The following is a 17,092-nucleotide window of genomic DNA, read 5'->3' as shown; positions in this document are numbered from 1 at the left end:
CGTCAATCCCTCTTTCGGGGTCGTGTCTCAATCATGGTCTGAACGGTCCCGGGGATGGCCGGGGGCTGCGGTTGCGAGCCCCCGGCCAGGCCCGTCAGACCTCTTCGACGCTGCTCGGCTCGCGCCGGGACAGGTCGATACCCAGCTCCTCCGCAGCGCGGAAGACGTCCTCGTCGGTGTCGCGCATCTCGATGGACATGCCGTCCGAGGACAGCACCTCCACGTTGAGGCAGAGCGACTGCATTTCCTTGATGAGCACCTTGAAGGACTCGGGAATGCCCGGCTCGGGGATGTTCTCGCCCTTGACGATGGCCTCGTAGACCTTCACTCGGCCGGTGACGTCGTCGGACTTGATGGTCAGGAGCTCCTGGAGGGCGTAGGCGGCGCCGTAAGCCTCGAGCGCCCACACCTCCATCTCACCGAAGCGCTGGCCACCGAACTGCGCCTTACCACCCAGCGGCTGCTGCGTGATCATCGAGTACGGACCGGTCGAACGGGCGTGGAGCTTGTCGTCGACCAGGTGGTGGAGCTTGAGGATGTACATGTACCCGACCGAGATCGGGTCCGGGAACGGCTCGCCGGAGCGGCCGTCGAACAGGCGCGCCTTACCGGACGGGAGCACCATGCGCTCGCCGTCGCGGTTCGGGATCGTGTGCTGCAGGAGGCCGGCCAGCTCGTCCTCGCGGGCGCCGTCGAACACCGGGGTGGCGACGTTGGTGCCCGGGGCGACCTGGTCCGCACCGATGACCTGCAGACGCTGGGCCCACTCGTCCGCGAGGCCGGAGACGTCCCAGCCGCGGCTGGCGAGCCAGCCGAGGTGGATCTCCAGGACCTGTCCCGGGTTCATTCGGGACGGGACACCGAGCGGGTTGAGGATGATGTCGACCGGGGTGCCGTCCTCGAGGAAGGGCATGTCCTCGATCGGGAGGATCTTGGAGATGACACCCTTGTTGCCGTGGCGGCCGGCGAGCTTGTCACCGTCGGTGATCTTGCGCTTCTGGGCGACGTAGACGCGGACCAGCTGGTTCACGCCCGGGGGAAGCTCGTCCCCCTCCTCGCGGTCGAAGACGCGGACGCCGATGACCTTGCCGATCTCACCGTGCGGCACCTTCAGGGAGGTGTCACGGACCTCACGGGCCTTCTCACCGAAGATCGCGCGGAGCAGGCGCTCCTCCGGGGTCAGCTCGGTCTCACCCTTGGGGGTGACCTTGCCGACCAGGATGTCGCCGGCGACGACGTCCGCACCGATGCGGATGATGCCGCGCTCGTCGAGGTCGGCGAGGACCTCCTCGGAGACGTTCGGGATGTCCCGGGTGATCTCCTCGGGGCCGAGCTTGGTGTCACGGGCGTCGACCTCGTGCTCCTCGATGTGGATCGAGGAGAGGACGTCGTCCTGGACGAGGCGCTGCGACAGGATGATCGCGTCCTCGTAGTTGTGACCCTCCCACGGCATGAACGCCACGAGCAGGTTCTTGCCCAGCGCCATCTCGCCGTTCTCGGTCGCCGGACCGTCGGCGAGGACCTGGCCGTCGATGACCCGGTCGCCCTCGTTGACGATGACCTTCTGGTTGACCGAGGTGCCCTGGTTGGAGCGGTTGAACTTGGCGACGCGGTACGTGGTGTACGTGCCGTCGTCGTTGGTGACGGTGACGTAGTCGGCCGAGACCTCCTGGACGACACCGTCCTTCTCCGCCTTGATGGAGTCGCCGGCGTCGACGGCGCAGCGGTACTCCATGCCGGTGCCGACGAGCGGGGCCTCCGCCTTGATGAGCGGAACGGCCTGGCGCATCATGTTCGCGCCCATGAGGGCGCGGTTGGCGTCGTCGTGCTCCAGGAAGGGGATCATGGCGGTCGCGACCGACACCATCTGGCGCGGCGAGACGTCCATGTAGTCCACGTCGTCCCCGGGGACGTAGTCGACCTCGCCGCCACGGCGGCGGACCAGGACGCGGGGCTCCGCGAAGCGCAGGTCCTCGTCCAGGCGCGCGTTGGCCTGGGCGATGACGAAGCGGTCTTCCTCGTCGGCGGTCAGGTAGTCGACCTCGTCGGTGACCTGGCCGTCGACGACCTTGCGGTACGGGGTCTCGACGAAGCCGAACGCGTTGACGCGGCCGTAGGACGCGAGCGAGCCGATCAGACCGATGTTCGGGCCTTCGGGGGTCTCGATCGGGCACATGCGGCCGTAGTGCGACGGGTGGACGTCACGGACCTCGAAGCCCGCCCGCTCACGGCTCAGACCACCGGGGCCGAGCGCGGACAGACGGCGCTTGTGGGTCAGACCAGACAGCGGGTTGTTCTGGTCCATGAACTGCGACAGCTGGCTGGTGCCGAAGAACTCCTTGATGGAGGCGACGACCGGCCGGATGTTGATCAGGGTCTGCGGCGTGATCGCCTCGACGTCCTGGGTGGTCATGCGCTCGCGGACGACGCGCTCCATACGCGCCAGACCCGTGCGGACCTGGTTCTGGATGAGCTCGCCGACGTTGCGCAGGCGGCGGTTGCCGAAGTGGTCGATGTCGTCGGTCTCGACAACGATCGAACGGCCGGACTCGCCGATGGTCTCGGTCTCGCCCGCGTGGAGCTTCACGAGGTACTTGATCGTCGCGATGACGTCGTCGACGGTCAGCACGCCGGCGTCGAGCGGCTCGTCGGCGCCGAGCTTCTTGTTGACCTTGTAGCGGCCGACCTTCGCCAGGTCGTAGCGCTTCGGGTTGAAGTACAGGTTCTCGAGCAGCGTCTGCGCGGCCTCACGGGTCGGCGGCTCGCCCGGACGCAGCTTGCGGTAGATGTCGAGCAGCGCGTCGTCCTGGCCCTGGGTGTGGTCCTTCTCCAGGGTGGCGCGCATGGACTCGTACTCGCCGAACTCCTCGAGGATCTGCTCGGTGGTCCAGCCGAGGGCCTTCAGGAGGACGGTGACGGACTGCTTGCGCTTGCGGTCGATGCGGACACCGACCATGTCGCGCTTGTCGACCTCCATCTCCAGCCAGGCACCACGAGACGGGATGATCTTGGCGGAGAAGATGTCCTTGTCGGACGTCTTGTCGATGGAGGAGTCGAAGTAGACGCCGGGGGAGCGCACCAGCTGCGACACGACGACACGCTCGGTGCCGTTGATCACGAAGGTGCCCTTGTTGGTCATGAGCGGGAAGTCGCCCATGAAGACCGTCTGAGACTTGATCTCACCGGTCTCGTTGTTCGTGAACTCGGCGGTGACGAAGAGCGGCGCCGCGTACGTGAAGTCGCGCTCCTTGCACTCGTCGACCGAGTTCTTCGCCGGCTCGAACCGGTGGTCGCGGAAGGTCAGCGACATCGACCCGGAGAAGTCCTCGATCGGCGAGATCTCCTCGAAGATCTCCTCAAGACCGGACTTCGTGGGAACGTCCAGTCCACTCTCGAGCGCCGACTCGACGCGAGACTTCCAGGCGTTGTTGCCGAGCAGCCAGTCAAAGCTCTCGGTCTGCAGCGCCAGGAGGTTCGGAACCTCGAGCGGCTCCTTGATCTTTGCAAAGGAGATGCGCAGCGGGGCGGTGCTGGCACCGTTGTTCGTATTGGTCGAGGCGTTGCGCGAGGCGGCCAAGAGGGGGTCCTTCCGAGGGCTCGGACTCACTACGCGCGTACCGGTCCCAGCCGACACAGGAGACGCACTCCCCGAACTGGTTGAAATGCCAGGTCAGGGCGTATCAATCAAGTGTGCTCGAGCGTGGGCATGCCCCTGGCGACGGGCAGGGGACAGCTAACAGGCAGCGCAAAGGGTCAGTGTAGCCACTTGGCTCACTGATGTCCAGACCAGGTTTCCGGAAACCGGCAACAGGCCTTCCCCACGTCGTTAAAACCCAACCGCTGCGTCCAACGTCGCGTCTCTCGTACACAGAGCGCGTATCAGTACTGCCCTCTTCGTAGTCGATCCATGCCTCGGACCCTCGATCGGTGCTCCCGATCGCGGATCGAGCCGGTGCGACGGTCCTGAGAATTGCGCGCCGCGTGCCGTTCGTCAAGGCCCCCTGCTCCGTGCGGATCATCTCGGCCCCGTCGCGGGACCCTGGCACGGGGCAACGATGATCACCCTACTCCCCAACGACGACAGGGCAAGTCAGGCACCGCCGGGTACGCCGAAGGGCGACCACCCTTACGGGTGATCGCCCTTCGCAGAGGCCGTCAGGCGGCCTCAGAGGTGTTACTTGACCTCGACGGAGGCACCGGCGCCCTTGAGGGCCTCGGCGGCCTTGTCAGCGGCCTCCTTGTTGACCTTCTCGAGGACCGGCTTCGGGGTGCCGTCGACGAGGTCCTTGGCCTCCTTCAGACCCAGGGAGGTCAGCTCACGCACGACCTTGATGACCTGGATCTTCTTGTCGCCAGCGCCGGTGAGGATGACGTCGAACTCGTCCTTCTCCTCGACCTCGGCGGCCGGGGCACCCGGGGCGCCGGCGGCGGCAACGGCGACCGGAGCGGCGGCGGTGACGTCGAACTTCTCCTCGAAGGCCTTCACGAACTCGGCGAGCTCGATGAGGGTCATCTCCTCGAACTGAGCGAGCAGGTCGTCCTGAGACAGCTTCGCCATGATGGGCGATCCTTCCACTAATTCGGCTGGTGCCGAGATGTCTAGAAAGGCGGGCGTAACGGCCCGCTACGACCCGCGCACTAGGCGGCGCGGATCAATGCGCGAGCCGAATTACTCGGCACCGCCCTGCTCGTCCTGCTTGGCACGAAGCGCTTCCACGGTGCGGACGAGCTTCGACGGCAGCGCCTGGAAGAGCGCGGCAGTCTGGGACTGCTTGCCCTTCATGGCACCGGCCAGCTTGGCGAGCAGAACCTCGCGGGACTCGAGGTCCGCAAGCTTCTTGATCTCGTCGGCGGACAGCGCCTTGCCGTCAAGGACACCGCCCTTGATGACGAGCTTCGGGTTGTCCTTGGCGAAGTCACGCAGAGCCTTCGCCGACTCCACCGGGTCCCCGGTGACGAAGGCGACCGCGGTCGAACCAGCAAGGTGCTCGTCCAGCGCGGTGATCCCGACCGAGTTGGCCGCAATCTTGGTCAGCGTGTTCTTCACCACGGCGTACTGGGCGTTCTCACCGAGCGAACGACGCAGCGTCTTGAGCTGCGCAACGGTGAGCCCCGTGTACTCGGTCAGCACAGCGGCGTTCGAGCTGCGGAACATGTCCTCCAGCTCGGCTACCGCGGCAGCCTTGTCGGGCCTTGCCATAGAGCGTCGGCCTCCTTCCGGGTGATGAGGACCGCGCAGAAGGGGCTGGACAAAACAAAGCGCCCCGGGCGCAGGCGCACGGGGCAACGCTCTACCAGGATCGAAATCCCGGGAGCCTTCCACAGTCACCTGCGCGGGTCGCCCGCTTTCAGCGGATCCTTCGGCCACCGCACCCTCACGGGCGCGGCAACGACCAGCGGTCTTTGGCTTCCGTGGAACTGTACGTGACCGGGTCCCGGGAGGGCAAATCGCCCCCCGGGGGCCCGGCCGGGGCCTCAGTGGCCGAGGCCCTTGAGGATCTTGTCGGTCTCCGCGAGGGATTTCTCGGTGTCCTTGAGCGACTTCCGGGTGTCCTTCAGGGAGGCCTCCGTGTCGGCCAGCGACTCGTCGACCCCCTTCATCACCGCGTCGAAGTCGGCTGTGTCGCCCTCCGGCGGGGCCTGTACGGCCGGCGCCGCCCCGTACTGGGAGAACTCCGAGGTGACGCGGTCGACGCCCTTGTCGTCGGTGCGCTGCGCCTCGGCCTTGAGGGGGTGGCCGTCCTTGTCGATCCACACGTCGAGGCCGTACGAGGTGACCTTGGCGCGCTGGAGGGCCTCGCGCAGGCTCGCGCGCTCGGCGTCCGGCACGAGCCGGCTCTTCTCGTCGCTGGCCAGCAGCTGGTCGAGGGTGAAGGTGCCGCGGTAGTGCTCCGTCTGCACGCCCCCCACCTGCTCGGTGCCGGCGTGCTGCACCCCGGGCTGGTCGATCATCAGCGCGAGGTACTCGACCGGGGTGTCCTCGAACCGGGCCGTGGGCTTGCCGTCCTTGGCCAGACCCATCTTCATCCAGTTCTTGCCTTCGAGCGGCTTGTCCATCTCCGTGTAGACCACGCCGGGCAGCATGACCTGCCGCTTGCCGTTGGGCTGCGTCAGCTCGCGGGCGGTGGGGTACCAGCCCACGGTTCCGGAGACCTCCGTGGTCTTGCCGTCGGCCTGGACGGCTGTCGTCCGGAACGCCGAGGTCTTCGCCTGCAGCGTCTTGGCGTAGGCGGCCTTGACGGCCTCCTGGGGCGACTGTGGGGCGGCTGCGGCGGGCTTGCCGCCCTCCCCTGCGTCCTTGCCCCCGTCGGAGCCGCAGGCGGTCAGACCGCCCAGGAGCAGCGCGGTGCCCGCCAGGGCGACGCCCGCTCGTGTCCGGACAGCCTTGTTCATGATGTTTCCCCCAGATGGTGCCGCGTGGTGCGCGGTGCGCGGTGCGTGGTGTTCCGCCGACCCCGGTGGGCCTCGTGGCGGCCCGGATGCGGCCTGGTGCGGCCGGATGTCGGACGTAGGGCTGGTCAGGCCCGCCCCCCGCCGGGTACGCGACCGGTGTCGATCACCGTCGACTGTACGTGTGGTCACCACGGAAAGTCGTGCGCATTTGCGTGCACAACGGCCGGGGACGGGCACGGGCACGCGAACGGGCCCCCGCCCTCCCCGGAGGGAGTGCGGGGGCCCGCTCAGGCGTTCAGCCGGTCAGGTGAGCCGGACGGCTCCGCCCGATCAGACAGCAGCCGGGTCTTCCTCGACGAGGAGGTTCCGGGTGCGGTTCGGGTCGAGCTGGATGCCGGGGCCCATGGTGGTGCTCACGGCGGCCTTCTTCAGGTACCGGCCCTTGGCGGCGGACGGCTTCAGACGGAGGATCTCCTCCAGGGCCGCGCCGTAGTTCTCGACGAGCTGCTCATCGGAGAAGGAGACCTTGCCGATGATGAAGTGCAGGTTCGAGTGCTTGTCGACGCGGAACTCGATCTTGCCGCCCTTGATTTCGGTGACGGCCTTGGCCACGTCCATCGTCACGGTGCCGGTCTTCGGGTTCGGCATCAGACCACGCGGACCGAGCACGCGGCCGAGGCGGCCGACCTTGCCCATGAGGTCCGGGGTGGCGACAACCGCGTCGAACTCGTTCAGGCGGTTGCCCTTGGCGATCTCGTCGATCAGCTCGTCGTTGCCGACGATGTCGGCGCCGGCGGCCTCCGCGGCCGCAGCACGGTCACCGGTCGCGAAGACCAGGACCCGGGCGGTCTTACCGGTGCCGTGCGGGAGGTTCACGGTGCCACGGACCATCTGGTCGGCCTTGCGCGGGTCAACACCCAGGCGGAAGGCGACCTCGACGGTGGCGTCGAACTTGACCGAGGAGGTCTCCTTGGCGAGTCGGACGGCCTCGAGCGGGGCGTACAGCTTCTCCCGGTCGACCTTGGCGTCCGCAGCGCGGAGAGTCTTGCTGCGCTTCACTTCAGCTCCTGTTTTTTCGCTTCAGGCATGGAGTTGTGGTGCGGGCCAGCGCTTGGCCCTACCACGGGTGGTGCAGGGGGCGGCTGAAATCAGCCCTCGACGGTGACGCCCATCGAACGCGCGGTGCCGGAGATGATCTTCATCGCGGCGTCGACGTCGTTGGCGTTCAGGTCGGGCATCTTCAGCTCGGCGATCTCGCGGACCTGGGCAGCCGTCAGCTTGGCGACCTTGTCCTTGTGCGGGGTGCCGGAGCCCTTGTCGATGCCCGCAGCCTTGAGGATCAGCCGCGCGGCCGGCGGGGTCTTGGTGACGAAGGTGAAGGAACGGTCCTCGTAGACCGTGATCTCCACCGGCACGACCATGCCACGCTGCGACTCGGTCGCGGCGTTGTAGGCCTTGCAGAACTCCATGATGTTGACGCCGTGCTGACCCAGTGCGGGGCCGACCGGCGGGGCCGGGTTGGCCGCACCGGCGTTGATCTGGAGCTTGATAAGCCCCGTGACCTTCTTCTTCTTGGGAGGCATTGCTCTCTCCGGGTCCTAGTGAGAGTTTTCCGCCGCCGATCCGGGTCATCCGGATGGAGGCATACCGCACCACGATAGCGGGTATCGGTGCGGGGCTTAAAACCGAGCAGGTCAGACCGCCCTTCGCGGGGCTGCCTGACCTGCTCGGAAGCTGTGACTCAGAAGATCAGTTCTTCTGGATCTGGTCGAAGCTGAGCTCGACCGGGGTCTCGCGACCGAAGATCTCGACGAGGCCCTTGACCTTCTTCGAGTCCGGGTTGATCTCGTTGATGGTCGCCTGCAGCGTCGCGAACGGGCCGTCGGTGACGGTGACCGAGTCGCCGACCTCGAAGTCCAGGACCTCGATGGTGCGCTTGACCGCGGGCGCCGGCAGGCCGGCTTCCTCGGCGGCCTGCTTGGCGGCCTTCTCCTGCGCCTCCGGGGCGAGCATCTTGACGATCTCGTCCAGGGTCAGCGGGTACGGGTCGTAGGCGTTGCCGACGAAGCCGGTGACGCCCGGGGTGTTGCGGACGACGCCCCAGGACTCGTTCGTCAGGTCCATGCGGACGAGCACGTAGCCGGGCAGCTTGTTCTGCCGGACGTTCTTGCGCTCGCCGTTCTTGATCTGGACGATCTCTTCCTCGGGCACCTCGGCCTGGTAGATGAACTCCTCGACGTTCAGCGAGACGGCGCGCTGCTCCAGGTTGGCCTTCACGCGCTTCTCGTAGCCCGCGTAGGTGTGGATCACGTACCACTCGCCGGGCAGCGTGCGCAGCTCGTCGCGCAGGGCCTGGATCGGGTCGACGTCCTCCGCCTCGGCGGCCTCCTCGGCCTCCTCCGCGGGCTCGGCCGCGGCCTCGGCGGCCTCGTCCTCAGCGGCGTCGGCGTCGGCGTCAACGTCGGCGTCGGCGTCGGCGTCGGCGTCGGCGTCGGCGTCGGCGTCGGCGACGTGCAGCGCGGCCTCCTCGGCAGCGGCACCGGCCTCGGCGTCGGCGAGCTCCGCCTCGTCGGGGTCCACAGCGTCTGCCGCCTCGACGATGTCGAGCTCGTCCTCGACGGACTCGACGGAGTCGTGGCTCGCGTTCAGGTTCGGGTCAGACACGGTGGCTGCTTCTTCCTGGATACAAAAGGTGGTGGAACATGCGAAAAGGGGCGGCACCCATCAAGGCGCCGCCCTCCGCGAGGATCAGCCGAAGACGAACTTGATGGCTTCCTGGAACCCATAGTCAATCACGGTCACCAGACCGATCATGATGACGACGAAGACAATCACCACGGTGGTGTACGTGGTGAGCTGGTTGCGGGTCGGCCAGACGACCTTGCGGAGCTCCGCCACGATCTGGCGGTAGAACAGCGCGAGTCGGCCCAGAGGGCCCTTCTTGCCGCGCTTGCCGCCCTTGCGGGCCTTCTTCTCGCGGGTGCCGTCCTCGGCGTCAGGCTTGTCGATGGAGCCCAGGGCGTCCGTCACGTCTCTCACCTGAATCCGGGTCGGGGCCGTGGCCGCGCCCGGTTGCGCCGCACGGCGTTGCATCTAAGTACGTACCTGCGCACACATCCGAGGAGGAGTGTGGAGCAGGGCCGGAGGGACTCGAACCCCCAACCGCTGGTTTTGGAGACCAGTGCTCTACCAATTGAGCTACGACCCTTTGCGTTCCCCAACCTACCGCATACAGACGAGTGCACGGAGTGCTCACGCTCTGCTGTGGTCGGCGAGGCCCAACGACAGGTGAGTGTACGTGTTCCACGCCCTGACGTCGAACAGAGCGCAGATCCGGGTGGTCCGTCCGATGTCTGGAACAGTGTGCGGGGCCTCAGGGGCTTCTGGGACGATTGGCCGTATGAGCTCTGCTACGCCTTCCTCCGAGCGCCGGGTGTCCGCCCGTATCGGCGCCATCTCCGAGTCCGCCACCCTCGCCGTCGATGCCAAGGCCAAGGCCCTCAAGGCCGCCGGGCGCCCGGTCATCGGCTTCGGCGCGGGCGAGCCCGATTTCCCGACCCCCGGCTACATCGTCGAGGCCGCGGTCGAGGCCTGCCGCGACCCGAAGTTCCACCGGTACACGCCGGCGGGCGGCCTGCCCGAGCTGAAGAAGGCCATCGCCGAAAAGACGCTGCGCGACTCCGGTTACGAGGTCGACGCGTCGCAGGTGCTGGTGACCAACGGCGGCAAGCAGGCGATCTACAACGCCTTCGCCGCGATCCTGGACCCGGGTGACGAGGTCATCGTCCCGGCCCCGTACTGGACCACCTACCCGGAGTCGATCCGGCTGGCCGGCGGTGTCCCGGTCGAGGTCGTCGCCGACGAGACCACCGGCTACCGGGTCTCCGTCGAGCAGCTGGAGGCCGCGCGCACCGAGCGGACCAAGGTCGTCCTGTTCGTCTCCCCCTCGAACCCGACCGGCGCGGTCTACAGCGAGGAGGACGCGAAGGCGATCGGCGAGTGGGCCGCCGAGCACGGCTTGTGGGTGCTGACGGACGAGATCTACGAGCACCTGGTCTACGGCGAGGCGAAGTTCACCTCGCTGCCGGTGCTGGTGCCGGCCCTGCGCGACAAGTGCATCATCGTCAACGGCGTCGCCAAGACGTACGCGATGACCGGCTGGCGCGTGGGCTGGGTCATCGGCCCGCAGGACGTCGTCAAGGCCGCGACCAACCTGCAGTCGCACGCCACCTCGAACGTCTCGAACGTGGCCCAGGTCGCCGCGATCGCCGCCGTTTCCGGGAACCTGGACGCCGTCGCGGAGATGCGCAAGGCCTTCGACCGCCGCCGCCAGACGATGGTGAAGATGCTCAACGAGATCGACGGCGTCTTCTGCCCGACCCCCGAGGGCGCCTTCTACGCGTACCCGTCGGTCAAGGAGCTGCTCGGCAAGGAGATCCGCGGCAAGCGCCCGCAGACCTCCGCGGAGCTCGCCTCGCTGATCCTGGACGAGGCCGAGGTGGCGGTCGTCCCGGGCGAGGCCTTCGGCACCCCCGGCTACCTGCGTCTTTCGTACGCCCTGGGGGACGAGGACCTGGTCGAGGGCGTGTCCCGGATCCAGAAGCTGCTGGCCGAGGCGAAGGCCTGAGGCTGAGCCGACCGACCGGCTGACCGAGCGGCGCCGTCCCCTGCGGGGCGGCGCCGCTTTTCTGCCCTGCGGGGGTTCGGGGGGCGGCGCATCGCGGCTTCGAGGGCACGATTTTACGTTCGAGCAAGGTCCCGTTCAGGGAATCCGGTGCCGAACGGGTGACGGGTACGGCAGGATCACCGGATGGAGCACGTACGCGATCTGACGCTTCTGCCGAAAGCCCATCTGCACCTGCACTTCACCGGGTCCATGCGGCCGTCGACCCTGCTGGAGCTCGCCGACAAGTACGGCGTGCGCCTGCCCGAGGCGCTGACCGAGGCCCTGACCGGCGGGGAGCCGCCGAAGCTCCGCGCCACGGACGAGCGCGGCTGGTTCCGCTTCCAGCGGCTGTACGACGCCGCCCGCTCGTGCCTGCGGCAGCCCGAGGACATCCAGCGCCTGGTCCGCGAGGCCGCGGAGGAGGACGTCCGCGACGGTGGCGGCTGGCTGGAGATCCAGGTCGACCCCACCTCGTACGCCCCGCACCTGGGCGGTCTGATCCCGGCGGTCGAGGTCATCCTGGACGCGGTCGAGTCGGCGTCCCGGCACACGGGGCTCGGCATCCGGGTGCTGATCGCGGCCAACCGCATGAAGCACCCGCTCGACGCCCGTACGCTCGCCCGTCTGGCCGTCCGCTACGCCGACCGCGGCATCGTCGGCTTCGGCCTGTCGAACGACGAGCGCCGCGGCATGGCCCGGGACTTCGACCGGGCCTTCGCCATCGCCCGGGAGGGCGGCCTGCTCGCGGCCCCGCACGGCGGCGAGCTCACCGGCCCGTCCTCGGTCCGGGACTGCCTGGACGATCTGCACGCGGCGCGGATCGGGCACGGGGTGCGGGCGGCCGAGGACCCGCGGCTGCTGCGGCGGCTCGCCGAGGCGGGGGTCACCTGCGAGGTGTGCCCCGCGTCGAACGTGGCGCTCGGGGTGTACGAGCGGCCGGAGGACGTCCCGCTGCGGACGCTGTTCGAGGCGGGCGTGCCGATGGCGCTGGGCGCCGACGACCCGCTGCTGTTCGGGGCGCGGCTGGCGGCGCAGTACGAGATCGCCCGCCGGCACCACGGGTTCACGGACGCGGAGCTCGCGGAGCTGGCGCGCCAGTCGGTGCGGGGGTCGGCGGCGCCGCACGACGTGCAGGACAAGCTGCTGACCGGGATCGACCACTGGCTGGCGGGGTAGCCGCGGCGCGCCCGGGGCCCGCGGACGGCCGCAGGCCGGCGGGTGAGCCGCCGGCCAGCGGGTGAGCCGCCGGCCAGCGGGTAAGCCGCAGGTCAGCGAGTGAGCCGCAGGTCGCCCTGCCAGCAGTCGGCCCGGACCCGGTCGCCGTCGCCGAAGCCGATCTCCAGCTGGGTGCGCCCGGTCTCGGGCGCCGCGAATTCGGACACCCGGGCCACGGTGTCGCCGAGGTGGCGCAGGAAGGGGTGGTAGCCGAGGTCCTCGCCGACCTCGATGCGACCCCACTCCCCCATGTCGTACGGCTCGTGCGGGGCGGTGGACTCGACGATCAGGCAGCCGTCGGACCCGGTGCTGATCCTGGTGGAGTCGCCCTCGCTGTCGATGAGCCAGACGTCGAGGGGTACCTCGGAGCGTTCGCCCTCGTAGACGTGCCAGGACGCGATGATGCGGCTGATCGTGCGTCCCACCAGGCGGGTGGGGTCCGTACCGGCCCCGTGCCGTGGACAGAGCATGGCGGCCGGGGCTCCTCAGAGGCTGACGCCGACCGTCACCGGCTCGTTGACCAGGGTGACGCCGAAGGCCGCGTGGACGCCGGCGACGACCTCGCGGGCCAGGGTGAGCAGGTCCTCGGTGGTGGCCTCGCCGCGGTTGGTGAGGGCGAGGGTGTGCTTGGTGGAGATCCGGGCGGGGCCGGTGCCGTAGCCCTTGGTGAAGCCGGCCTTGTCGATGAGCCAGGCGGCGCTGGTCTTCGTACGGCCCTCGCCGGCCGGGTAGGCGGGCGGGGTGGTGTCGGGACCGAGGCGCTCCTGGGCGCGGGTGAGGAAGGCGGCGTACGCCTCGGCGGTCAGGATCGGGTTGTGGAAGAAGGAGCCGGCGGACCAGGTGTCGTGGTCGGCCGGGTCGAGGACCATGCCCTTGCCGGCGCGCAGCCGCAGGACGGTGTCGCGGGCGGTGGTGGCCGGGACGCGGTCGCCGGCCCCGACGCCGAGGGCGCGGGCGGTCTCGGGGTACTTGATCGGCGCGGACAGTCCGCCGGCGTCCTCCAGGGCGAAGCGGACGCGCAGGACGACGTACCGGTCGGGCTGGTGCTTGAAGAGGCTGTCGCGGTACGCGAAGGCGCACTCGGCGGCGGTCAGGGTGACGGTCTCGCGCAGGGTGCGGTCGTAGGCGACGACCTCGGTGATGGTGTCGCAGACCTCCTGCCCGTACGCGCCGACGTTCTGGATCGGGGTCGCGCCGGCGGAGCCGGGGATTCCGGCAAGGCATTCGATGCCGGCGAGGCCCGCCTCGACGGTGCGGGCGACGGCGTCGGACCAGTTCTCGCCGGCAGCGAGCTCCAGGGTGGTGCCGTCGAGGTGGAAGCCGGTGGTGGCGATGCGCAGGGCGGTGCCCTCGAAGCCGCGGTCGCCGATGACCAGGTTGCTGCCGCCACCGATGACGAGGAGCGGGGTGCCGCTCTCGTCCGCGGCGCGGACGGCTTCGACCACCTCGGCGTCGGTGGTCGCGGTGACCAGCCGGGTGGCGGGTCCGCCGAGGCGGAACGTGGTCAGCGGGGCGAGGGGGGCGTCGTGGAGTTCCTGCACGTGGACAAGAGTACGGTCCGCCGCCACGGGTTCCCGGCGGGGCCACGGACCGTACGTCCTCGCGGTCAGTACCGGGCCTGCTCGGCGGCGAGCCGTCGCTCGGCCTCCTCCCAGGTGACGGGGAGGGCCGAGGCCGGGGCGGTCCAGAAGGTGAAGGCCGATTCCTTCATGTGCGCGGCGGCGGCGCGGGAGTTGGAGCGGTGCGGCTCGCTGCGGGCGAACCGGTGGAGGGCGTCGCGGTCGGACCAGGCCGAGAGGGTGAGGAAGGTCCGGGCGCCGACCCGGGCCCGGAGGGCGGCGCCGTGGGCGCCGGGGGCCTTGCGGATCTGGAGGACGATCCCGGGCGACCTGAGGAGGAACCGGAGGGCCCCGAGCAGGGTCCGGGTCTCGAAGCGGGAGGCCATGACGTAGACCTCGGCGTCGGGGGCCGGGGCCGTGGGCGTGGTCCAGGGCATGTCGGGCATGGCGGAGCTCCTTCGTACGGGTCGTGCACGGACAGGAGTGGGACGACAGTTTCGCTAGTGATTGATCACTAACTTTCGATGGCAGGCGGAGGCCGGCGCCGCGGCCCGGCGACCGGGCCTACGCGCCGTCCGGTGCTCCGGTTCCGGTCTCCGTTCCGGTCTCGGTTCCGGTCTCGGGTTCGGTCTCGGGTTCGGTCTCGGTTCCGGCGTCGGTTCCGGGGTGCAGTCCCGCCCAGACCCGGTGACCGGGCGGGAACCCCATGGCGGTCAGGGCGTTGATCAGCATCCCGTAGGCCATGAAGTTCGTGGTCTCGTCGAGGTCGCCGCCGAGCGGCAGGTGGACGGTGTCCCAGAGCCGGAGCCAGCCGGCCCGGACCAGTTCGCCGAACTCCGGGTCGCCGGCCCGCTCGGCGGCGGCCACGGCGACGTACATCTGCATCTGGAGCTGGAGCTTGTCGGGGTCCTCGGTGATCAGCCGGCCGTAGGCCCCGGCCATGGCGGCCAGCGCCTCGGCGCCGTGCAGCCCGTCGGCGGCCCGCTCGAAGACCCGGCGGGTGTCCTCCAGGCAGCGGGTGGCGGCCGCGACGAAGAGCGCCTGCTTGTTGGGGAAGAGCCGGAAGAGGTACGGCTGGGAGACGCCGACGCGCTTGGCGATGGCCTCGGTGGAGGTGCCGTGGTACCCGCCGCGGGCGAATTCGTGCATCGCCGCGCGGATGACGCTCTCGCGCCGCTCCTCTGCGCTCATCCTTGCCATGCCAACCTAAGTTAGTGGCCAATCACTAACTTAGCAAGAGGAGAGGAAGGGGCGCCCGCGACGGTGCTGCGGGCGCCCCTACCGGACTGTGTCGGCCGTTCGCCGGCCGGGACCGGCTCAGGCCAGTCGGACCACGGCCCGCGACATGCCCAGCACCTTCTGGCCGGCGCTGATCGCGGTCAGGTCCACCCGGACCTTGTGGTCGTCGAGTTTGGCCGCGACCTTGCCGCTGACCTCGATCAGGGCGCCCGTGTCGTCGTTCGGGACCACGACCGGCTTGGTGAAGCGGACGCCGTACTCGACGACCGCGCCCGGGTCGCCGGTCCAGTCGGTGACGACGCGGATGGCCTCGGCCATGGTGAACATGCCGTGGGCGATCACGTCCGGGAGGCCGACCTCCTTGGCGAACTTCTCGTTCCAGTGGATCGGGTTGAAGTCTCCGGAGGCGCCGGCGTACTGGACGAGCGTGGCGCGGGTCACGGGGAAGGACGCCGCCGGGAGCTCGGTGCCGACCTCGACCTCGTCGTACTTGATCTTCGCGGTCACTCTCAGGCCTCCTCGGGGGCGCGGGAGACGAGCTTCGTCCACGCCGTCACCACGTGTTCGCCGGTCTCGTCGTGGACCTCGCCGCGGATGTCGATGATGTCGTTCCCGGCCAGGGTCTTGACCGCCTCGATGGTGGAGGTCACGGAGAGCCGGTCACCGGCCCGTACGGGGCGGTGGTAGGCGAACTTCTGGTCGCCGTGGACGACCCGGCTGTAGTCGAGCCCGAGCTGCGGGTCGGCGACGACCTGGCCCGCGGCGGCGAAGGTGATCGCGAAGACGAAGGTCGGCGGGGCGATCACGTCCTGGTAGCCGGCGGCCTTGGCGGCTTCGGCGTCGGTGTAGACGGGGTTGTCGTCCCCGACCGCGACCGCGAACTCGCGGATCTTCTCGCGGCCGACCTCGTACGGATCGGTGGGCGGGTAGCTCCGCCCGACGAAGGACTGGTCGAGCGCCATGGCTCCCTACCTCCTGTGGAAAATGACGGACACGGACGGGGACTCGAGGTCGTGGAAACGACACGAGGCCGCCCCCATTGAAGGGGACGACCTCATGGCGTTGCCTATATTCGAGACTGCGCCGGTGTCAGCGGGTCTCGCGGTGCGCGGTGTGCGAGTTGCAGCGCGGGCAGTGCTTCTTCATCTCAAGACGGTCCGGGTTGTTGCGCCGGTTCTTCTTGGTGATGTAGTTCCGCTCCTTGCACTCCACGCAGGCCAGCGTGATCTTCGGGCGGACGTCGGTGGCAGCCACGTGAGTGCTCCTTGACGGACTAATGGACGGATCGAACGCATAAAAGAGTAGCCGATCGGGAGACCGACCCCGCAATCGGCTACTGTGGGTAGCGGCGACCGGACTTGAACCGGTGACACAGCGATTATGAGCCGCTTGCTCTACCGACTGAGCTACGCCGCTTTGATGATGATCGGCTCCCCACCCGAGGGTGGGGGGCCTCTCTCACCAGAGCCCCAATGCGGAATCGAACCGCAGACCTTCTCCTTACCATGGAGACGCTCTACCGACTGAGCTATTGGGGCGAGCGAGGAAGACATTACACGGTTGCCAGCCGATCGCCCAAATCCATTGCCGGGGCCGCCCCGGGACCCCCTTCCGCAGCGGTGCGGGGGCCGTGCGCGGGGCCGCCGCGCGGGGTGCACGGCGGCCGGTCGGGCGGGTCGGTCAGCCGGCTGATGGGGCGGCCGGTCAGCCGCCGGTGGGCCGTGGCACGGCGGTACGACTAATGCGGCCTGCGTGAAGGCGGGAGCCTCGCGCCCTAGGCTCTGGGCACGCTGCGTGATCTTGGGCCGCAGGCTGCGGCCCGCCCCAGGCCCAGGACCCGCCCGAGCCACTGCACCACCGCACCACCGCAGGAGCGCGATGTCCGACAGCCAGCCGCAGCAGCCGCCCCCCTCCCCCCGCCGCGGGCGCGCGCGGGGGGGGCCCCGGGGCGAGCGCGGCGGCCGCGGCCCCGGCCCGGCGCCGGGGGCGCCCCCCGCCCCCGCCCAGACCCCCGCGCGGG

At 69.2% G+C, this 17,092-nt stretch carries 17 protein-coding genes and 3 tRNA genes; 2 read left to right on the top strand and 18 right to left on the bottom strand.

Features of this window, described 5'->3' with window-relative positions:
• Positions 1-94: 94 nt before the first annotated feature.
• The 9 genes from rpoB to ACFVGY_RS08905 all read right to left on the bottom strand — a co-directional run bounded on the left by rpoB (position 95) and on the right by ACFVGY_RS08905 (position 9,601).
• Positions 95-3,577 (bottom strand): DNA-directed RNA polymerase subunit beta, encoded by a 3,483-nt coding sequence (rpoB, locus tag ACFVGY_RS08945; protein WP_385673241.1) that lies wholly within the window; start codon positions 3,575-3,577, stop codon positions 95-97.
• 597 nt (positions 3,578-4,174) lie between these two features.
• Entirely contained in the window at positions 4,175-4,558 is a 384-nt protein-coding gene (gene rplL, locus ACFVGY_RS08940; protein ID WP_362172486.1) for a 50S ribosomal protein L7/L12, read from the bottom strand.
• Positions 4,559-4,669: 111 nt separating this feature from the next.
• Positions 4,670-5,200, bottom strand: a complete 531-nt coding sequence (rplJ, locus tag ACFVGY_RS08935) for a 50S ribosomal protein L10 (RefSeq protein WP_385673238.1) — start codon at positions 5,198-5,200, stop codon at positions 4,670-4,672.
• Positions 5,201-5,475: 275 nt separating this feature from the next.
• The gene (locus ACFVGY_RS08930) at positions 5,476-6,393 is read right to left on the bottom strand and encodes a hypothetical protein (protein ID WP_385673236.1); all 918 of its coding nucleotides are present in this window, start codon (positions 6,391-6,393) and stop codon (positions 5,476-5,478) included.
• Between the two features lie 330 nt (positions 6,394-6,723).
• Positions 6,724-7,452 carry a 50S ribosomal protein L1 gene (rplA, locus tag ACFVGY_RS08925; RefSeq protein WP_385673233.1) on the bottom strand — a complete coding sequence of 243 codons (729 nt, stop codon included), beginning with the start codon at positions 7,450-7,452 and terminating at the stop codon, positions 6,724-6,726.
• 89 nt (positions 7,453-7,541) lie between these two features.
• The gene (gene rplK, locus ACFVGY_RS08920; protein ID WP_385673230.1) at positions 7,542-7,976 is read right to left on the bottom strand and encodes a 50S ribosomal protein L11; all 435 of its coding nucleotides are present in this window, start codon (positions 7,974-7,976) and stop codon (positions 7,542-7,544) included.
• A 166-nt stretch (positions 7,977-8,142) separates the two neighbouring features.
• Positions 8,143-9,057, bottom strand: a complete 915-nt coding sequence (nusG, locus tag ACFVGY_RS08915; protein WP_385673227.1) for a transcription termination/antitermination protein NusG — start codon at positions 9,055-9,057, stop codon at positions 8,143-8,145.
• 84 nt (positions 9,058-9,141) lie between these two features.
• Complete coding sequence (secE, locus tag ACFVGY_RS08910; protein ID WP_385673224.1) at positions 9,142-9,423, bottom strand: preprotein translocase subunit SecE; 282 nt, start codon at positions 9,421-9,423, stop codon at positions 9,142-9,144.
• Positions 9,424-9,528: 105 nt separating this feature from the next.
• Positions 9,529-9,601: transfer RNA gene (locus ACFVGY_RS08905), tRNA-Trp, on the bottom strand.
• Positions 9,602-9,793: 192 nt separating this feature from the next.
• Between ACFVGY_RS08905 and ACFVGY_RS08900 the strand changes: the two genes are divergently transcribed.
• Both ACFVGY_RS08900 and ACFVGY_RS08895 read left to right on the top strand, forming a co-directional pair.
• On the top strand, positions 9,794-11,020 hold the full coding sequence (locus ACFVGY_RS08900; RefSeq protein ID WP_385673221.1) for a pyridoxal phosphate-dependent aminotransferase: 1,227 nt from the start codon (positions 9,794-9,796) through the stop codon (positions 11,018-11,020).
• Between the two features lie 183 nt (positions 11,021-11,203).
• Positions 11,204-12,235, top strand: a complete 1,032-nt coding sequence (locus tag ACFVGY_RS08895) for an adenosine deaminase (protein ID WP_385673218.1) — start codon at positions 11,204-11,206, stop codon at positions 12,233-12,235.
• A 92-nt stretch (positions 12,236-12,327) separates the two neighbouring features.
• Here ACFVGY_RS08895 and ACFVGY_RS08890 read toward each other — a convergent pair whose 3' ends face one another.
• The 9 genes from ACFVGY_RS08890 to ACFVGY_RS08850 form a co-directional block, all read right to left on the bottom strand.
• On the bottom strand, positions 12,328-12,744 hold the full coding sequence (locus ACFVGY_RS08890) for a hypothetical protein (RefSeq protein ID WP_385673216.1): 417 nt from the start codon (positions 12,742-12,744) through the stop codon (positions 12,328-12,330).
• A gap of 15 nt (positions 12,745-12,759) precedes the next feature.
• Complete coding sequence (locus tag ACFVGY_RS08885; RefSeq protein ID WP_385673213.1) at positions 12,760-13,842, bottom strand: UDP-N-acetylmuramate dehydrogenase; 1,083 nt, start codon at positions 13,840-13,842, stop codon at positions 12,760-12,762.
• Between the two features lie 38 nt (positions 13,843-13,880).
• Entirely contained in the window at positions 13,881-14,279 is a 399-nt protein-coding gene (locus ACFVGY_RS08880) for a DUF3291 domain-containing protein (RefSeq protein WP_385673210.1), read from the bottom strand.
• Between the two features lie 118 nt (positions 14,280-14,397).
• Positions 14,398-15,033: a TetR/AcrR family transcriptional regulator gene (locus tag ACFVGY_RS08875; RefSeq protein WP_385673207.1), complete on the bottom strand. Its 636-nt coding sequence runs from the start codon at positions 15,031-15,033 to the stop codon at positions 14,398-14,400.
• A 117-nt stretch (positions 15,034-15,150) separates the two neighbouring features.
• Positions 15,151-15,579, bottom strand: coding sequence for a MaoC family dehydratase (locus ACFVGY_RS08870; RefSeq protein WP_385673204.1), 429 nt, complete (start codon positions 15,577-15,579; stop codon positions 15,151-15,153).
• A 2-nt stretch (positions 15,580-15,581) separates the two neighbouring features.
• A complete protein-coding gene (locus ACFVGY_RS08865) occupies positions 15,582-16,034 on the bottom strand; it encodes a MaoC family dehydratase N-terminal domain-containing protein (RefSeq protein ID WP_385673201.1) in 453 nt (150 codons plus the stop codon).
• Between the two features lie 127 nt (positions 16,035-16,161).
• On the bottom strand, positions 16,162-16,326 hold the full coding sequence (rpmG, locus tag ACFVGY_RS08860; RefSeq protein WP_003956487.1) for a 50S ribosomal protein L33: 165 nt from the start codon (positions 16,324-16,326) through the stop codon (positions 16,162-16,164).
• 89 nt (positions 16,327-16,415) lie between these two features.
• Positions 16,416-16,488, bottom strand: a tRNA-Met gene (locus ACFVGY_RS08855).
• 49 nt (positions 16,489-16,537) lie between these two features.
• Positions 16,538-16,610: transfer RNA gene (locus ACFVGY_RS08850), tRNA-Thr, on the bottom strand.
• Between the last annotated feature and the right edge of the window lie 482 nt (positions 16,611-17,092).

The sequence above is a fragment of the Streptomyces sp. NPDC127106 genome (assembly GCF_042677605.1).
GTDB lineage: Bacteria > Actinomycetota > Actinomycetes > Streptomycetales > Streptomycetaceae > Streptomyces.
Note: the sequence above shows the minus strand (reverse complement) of the source record. Positions and strands in the feature narration are given on the sequence as shown.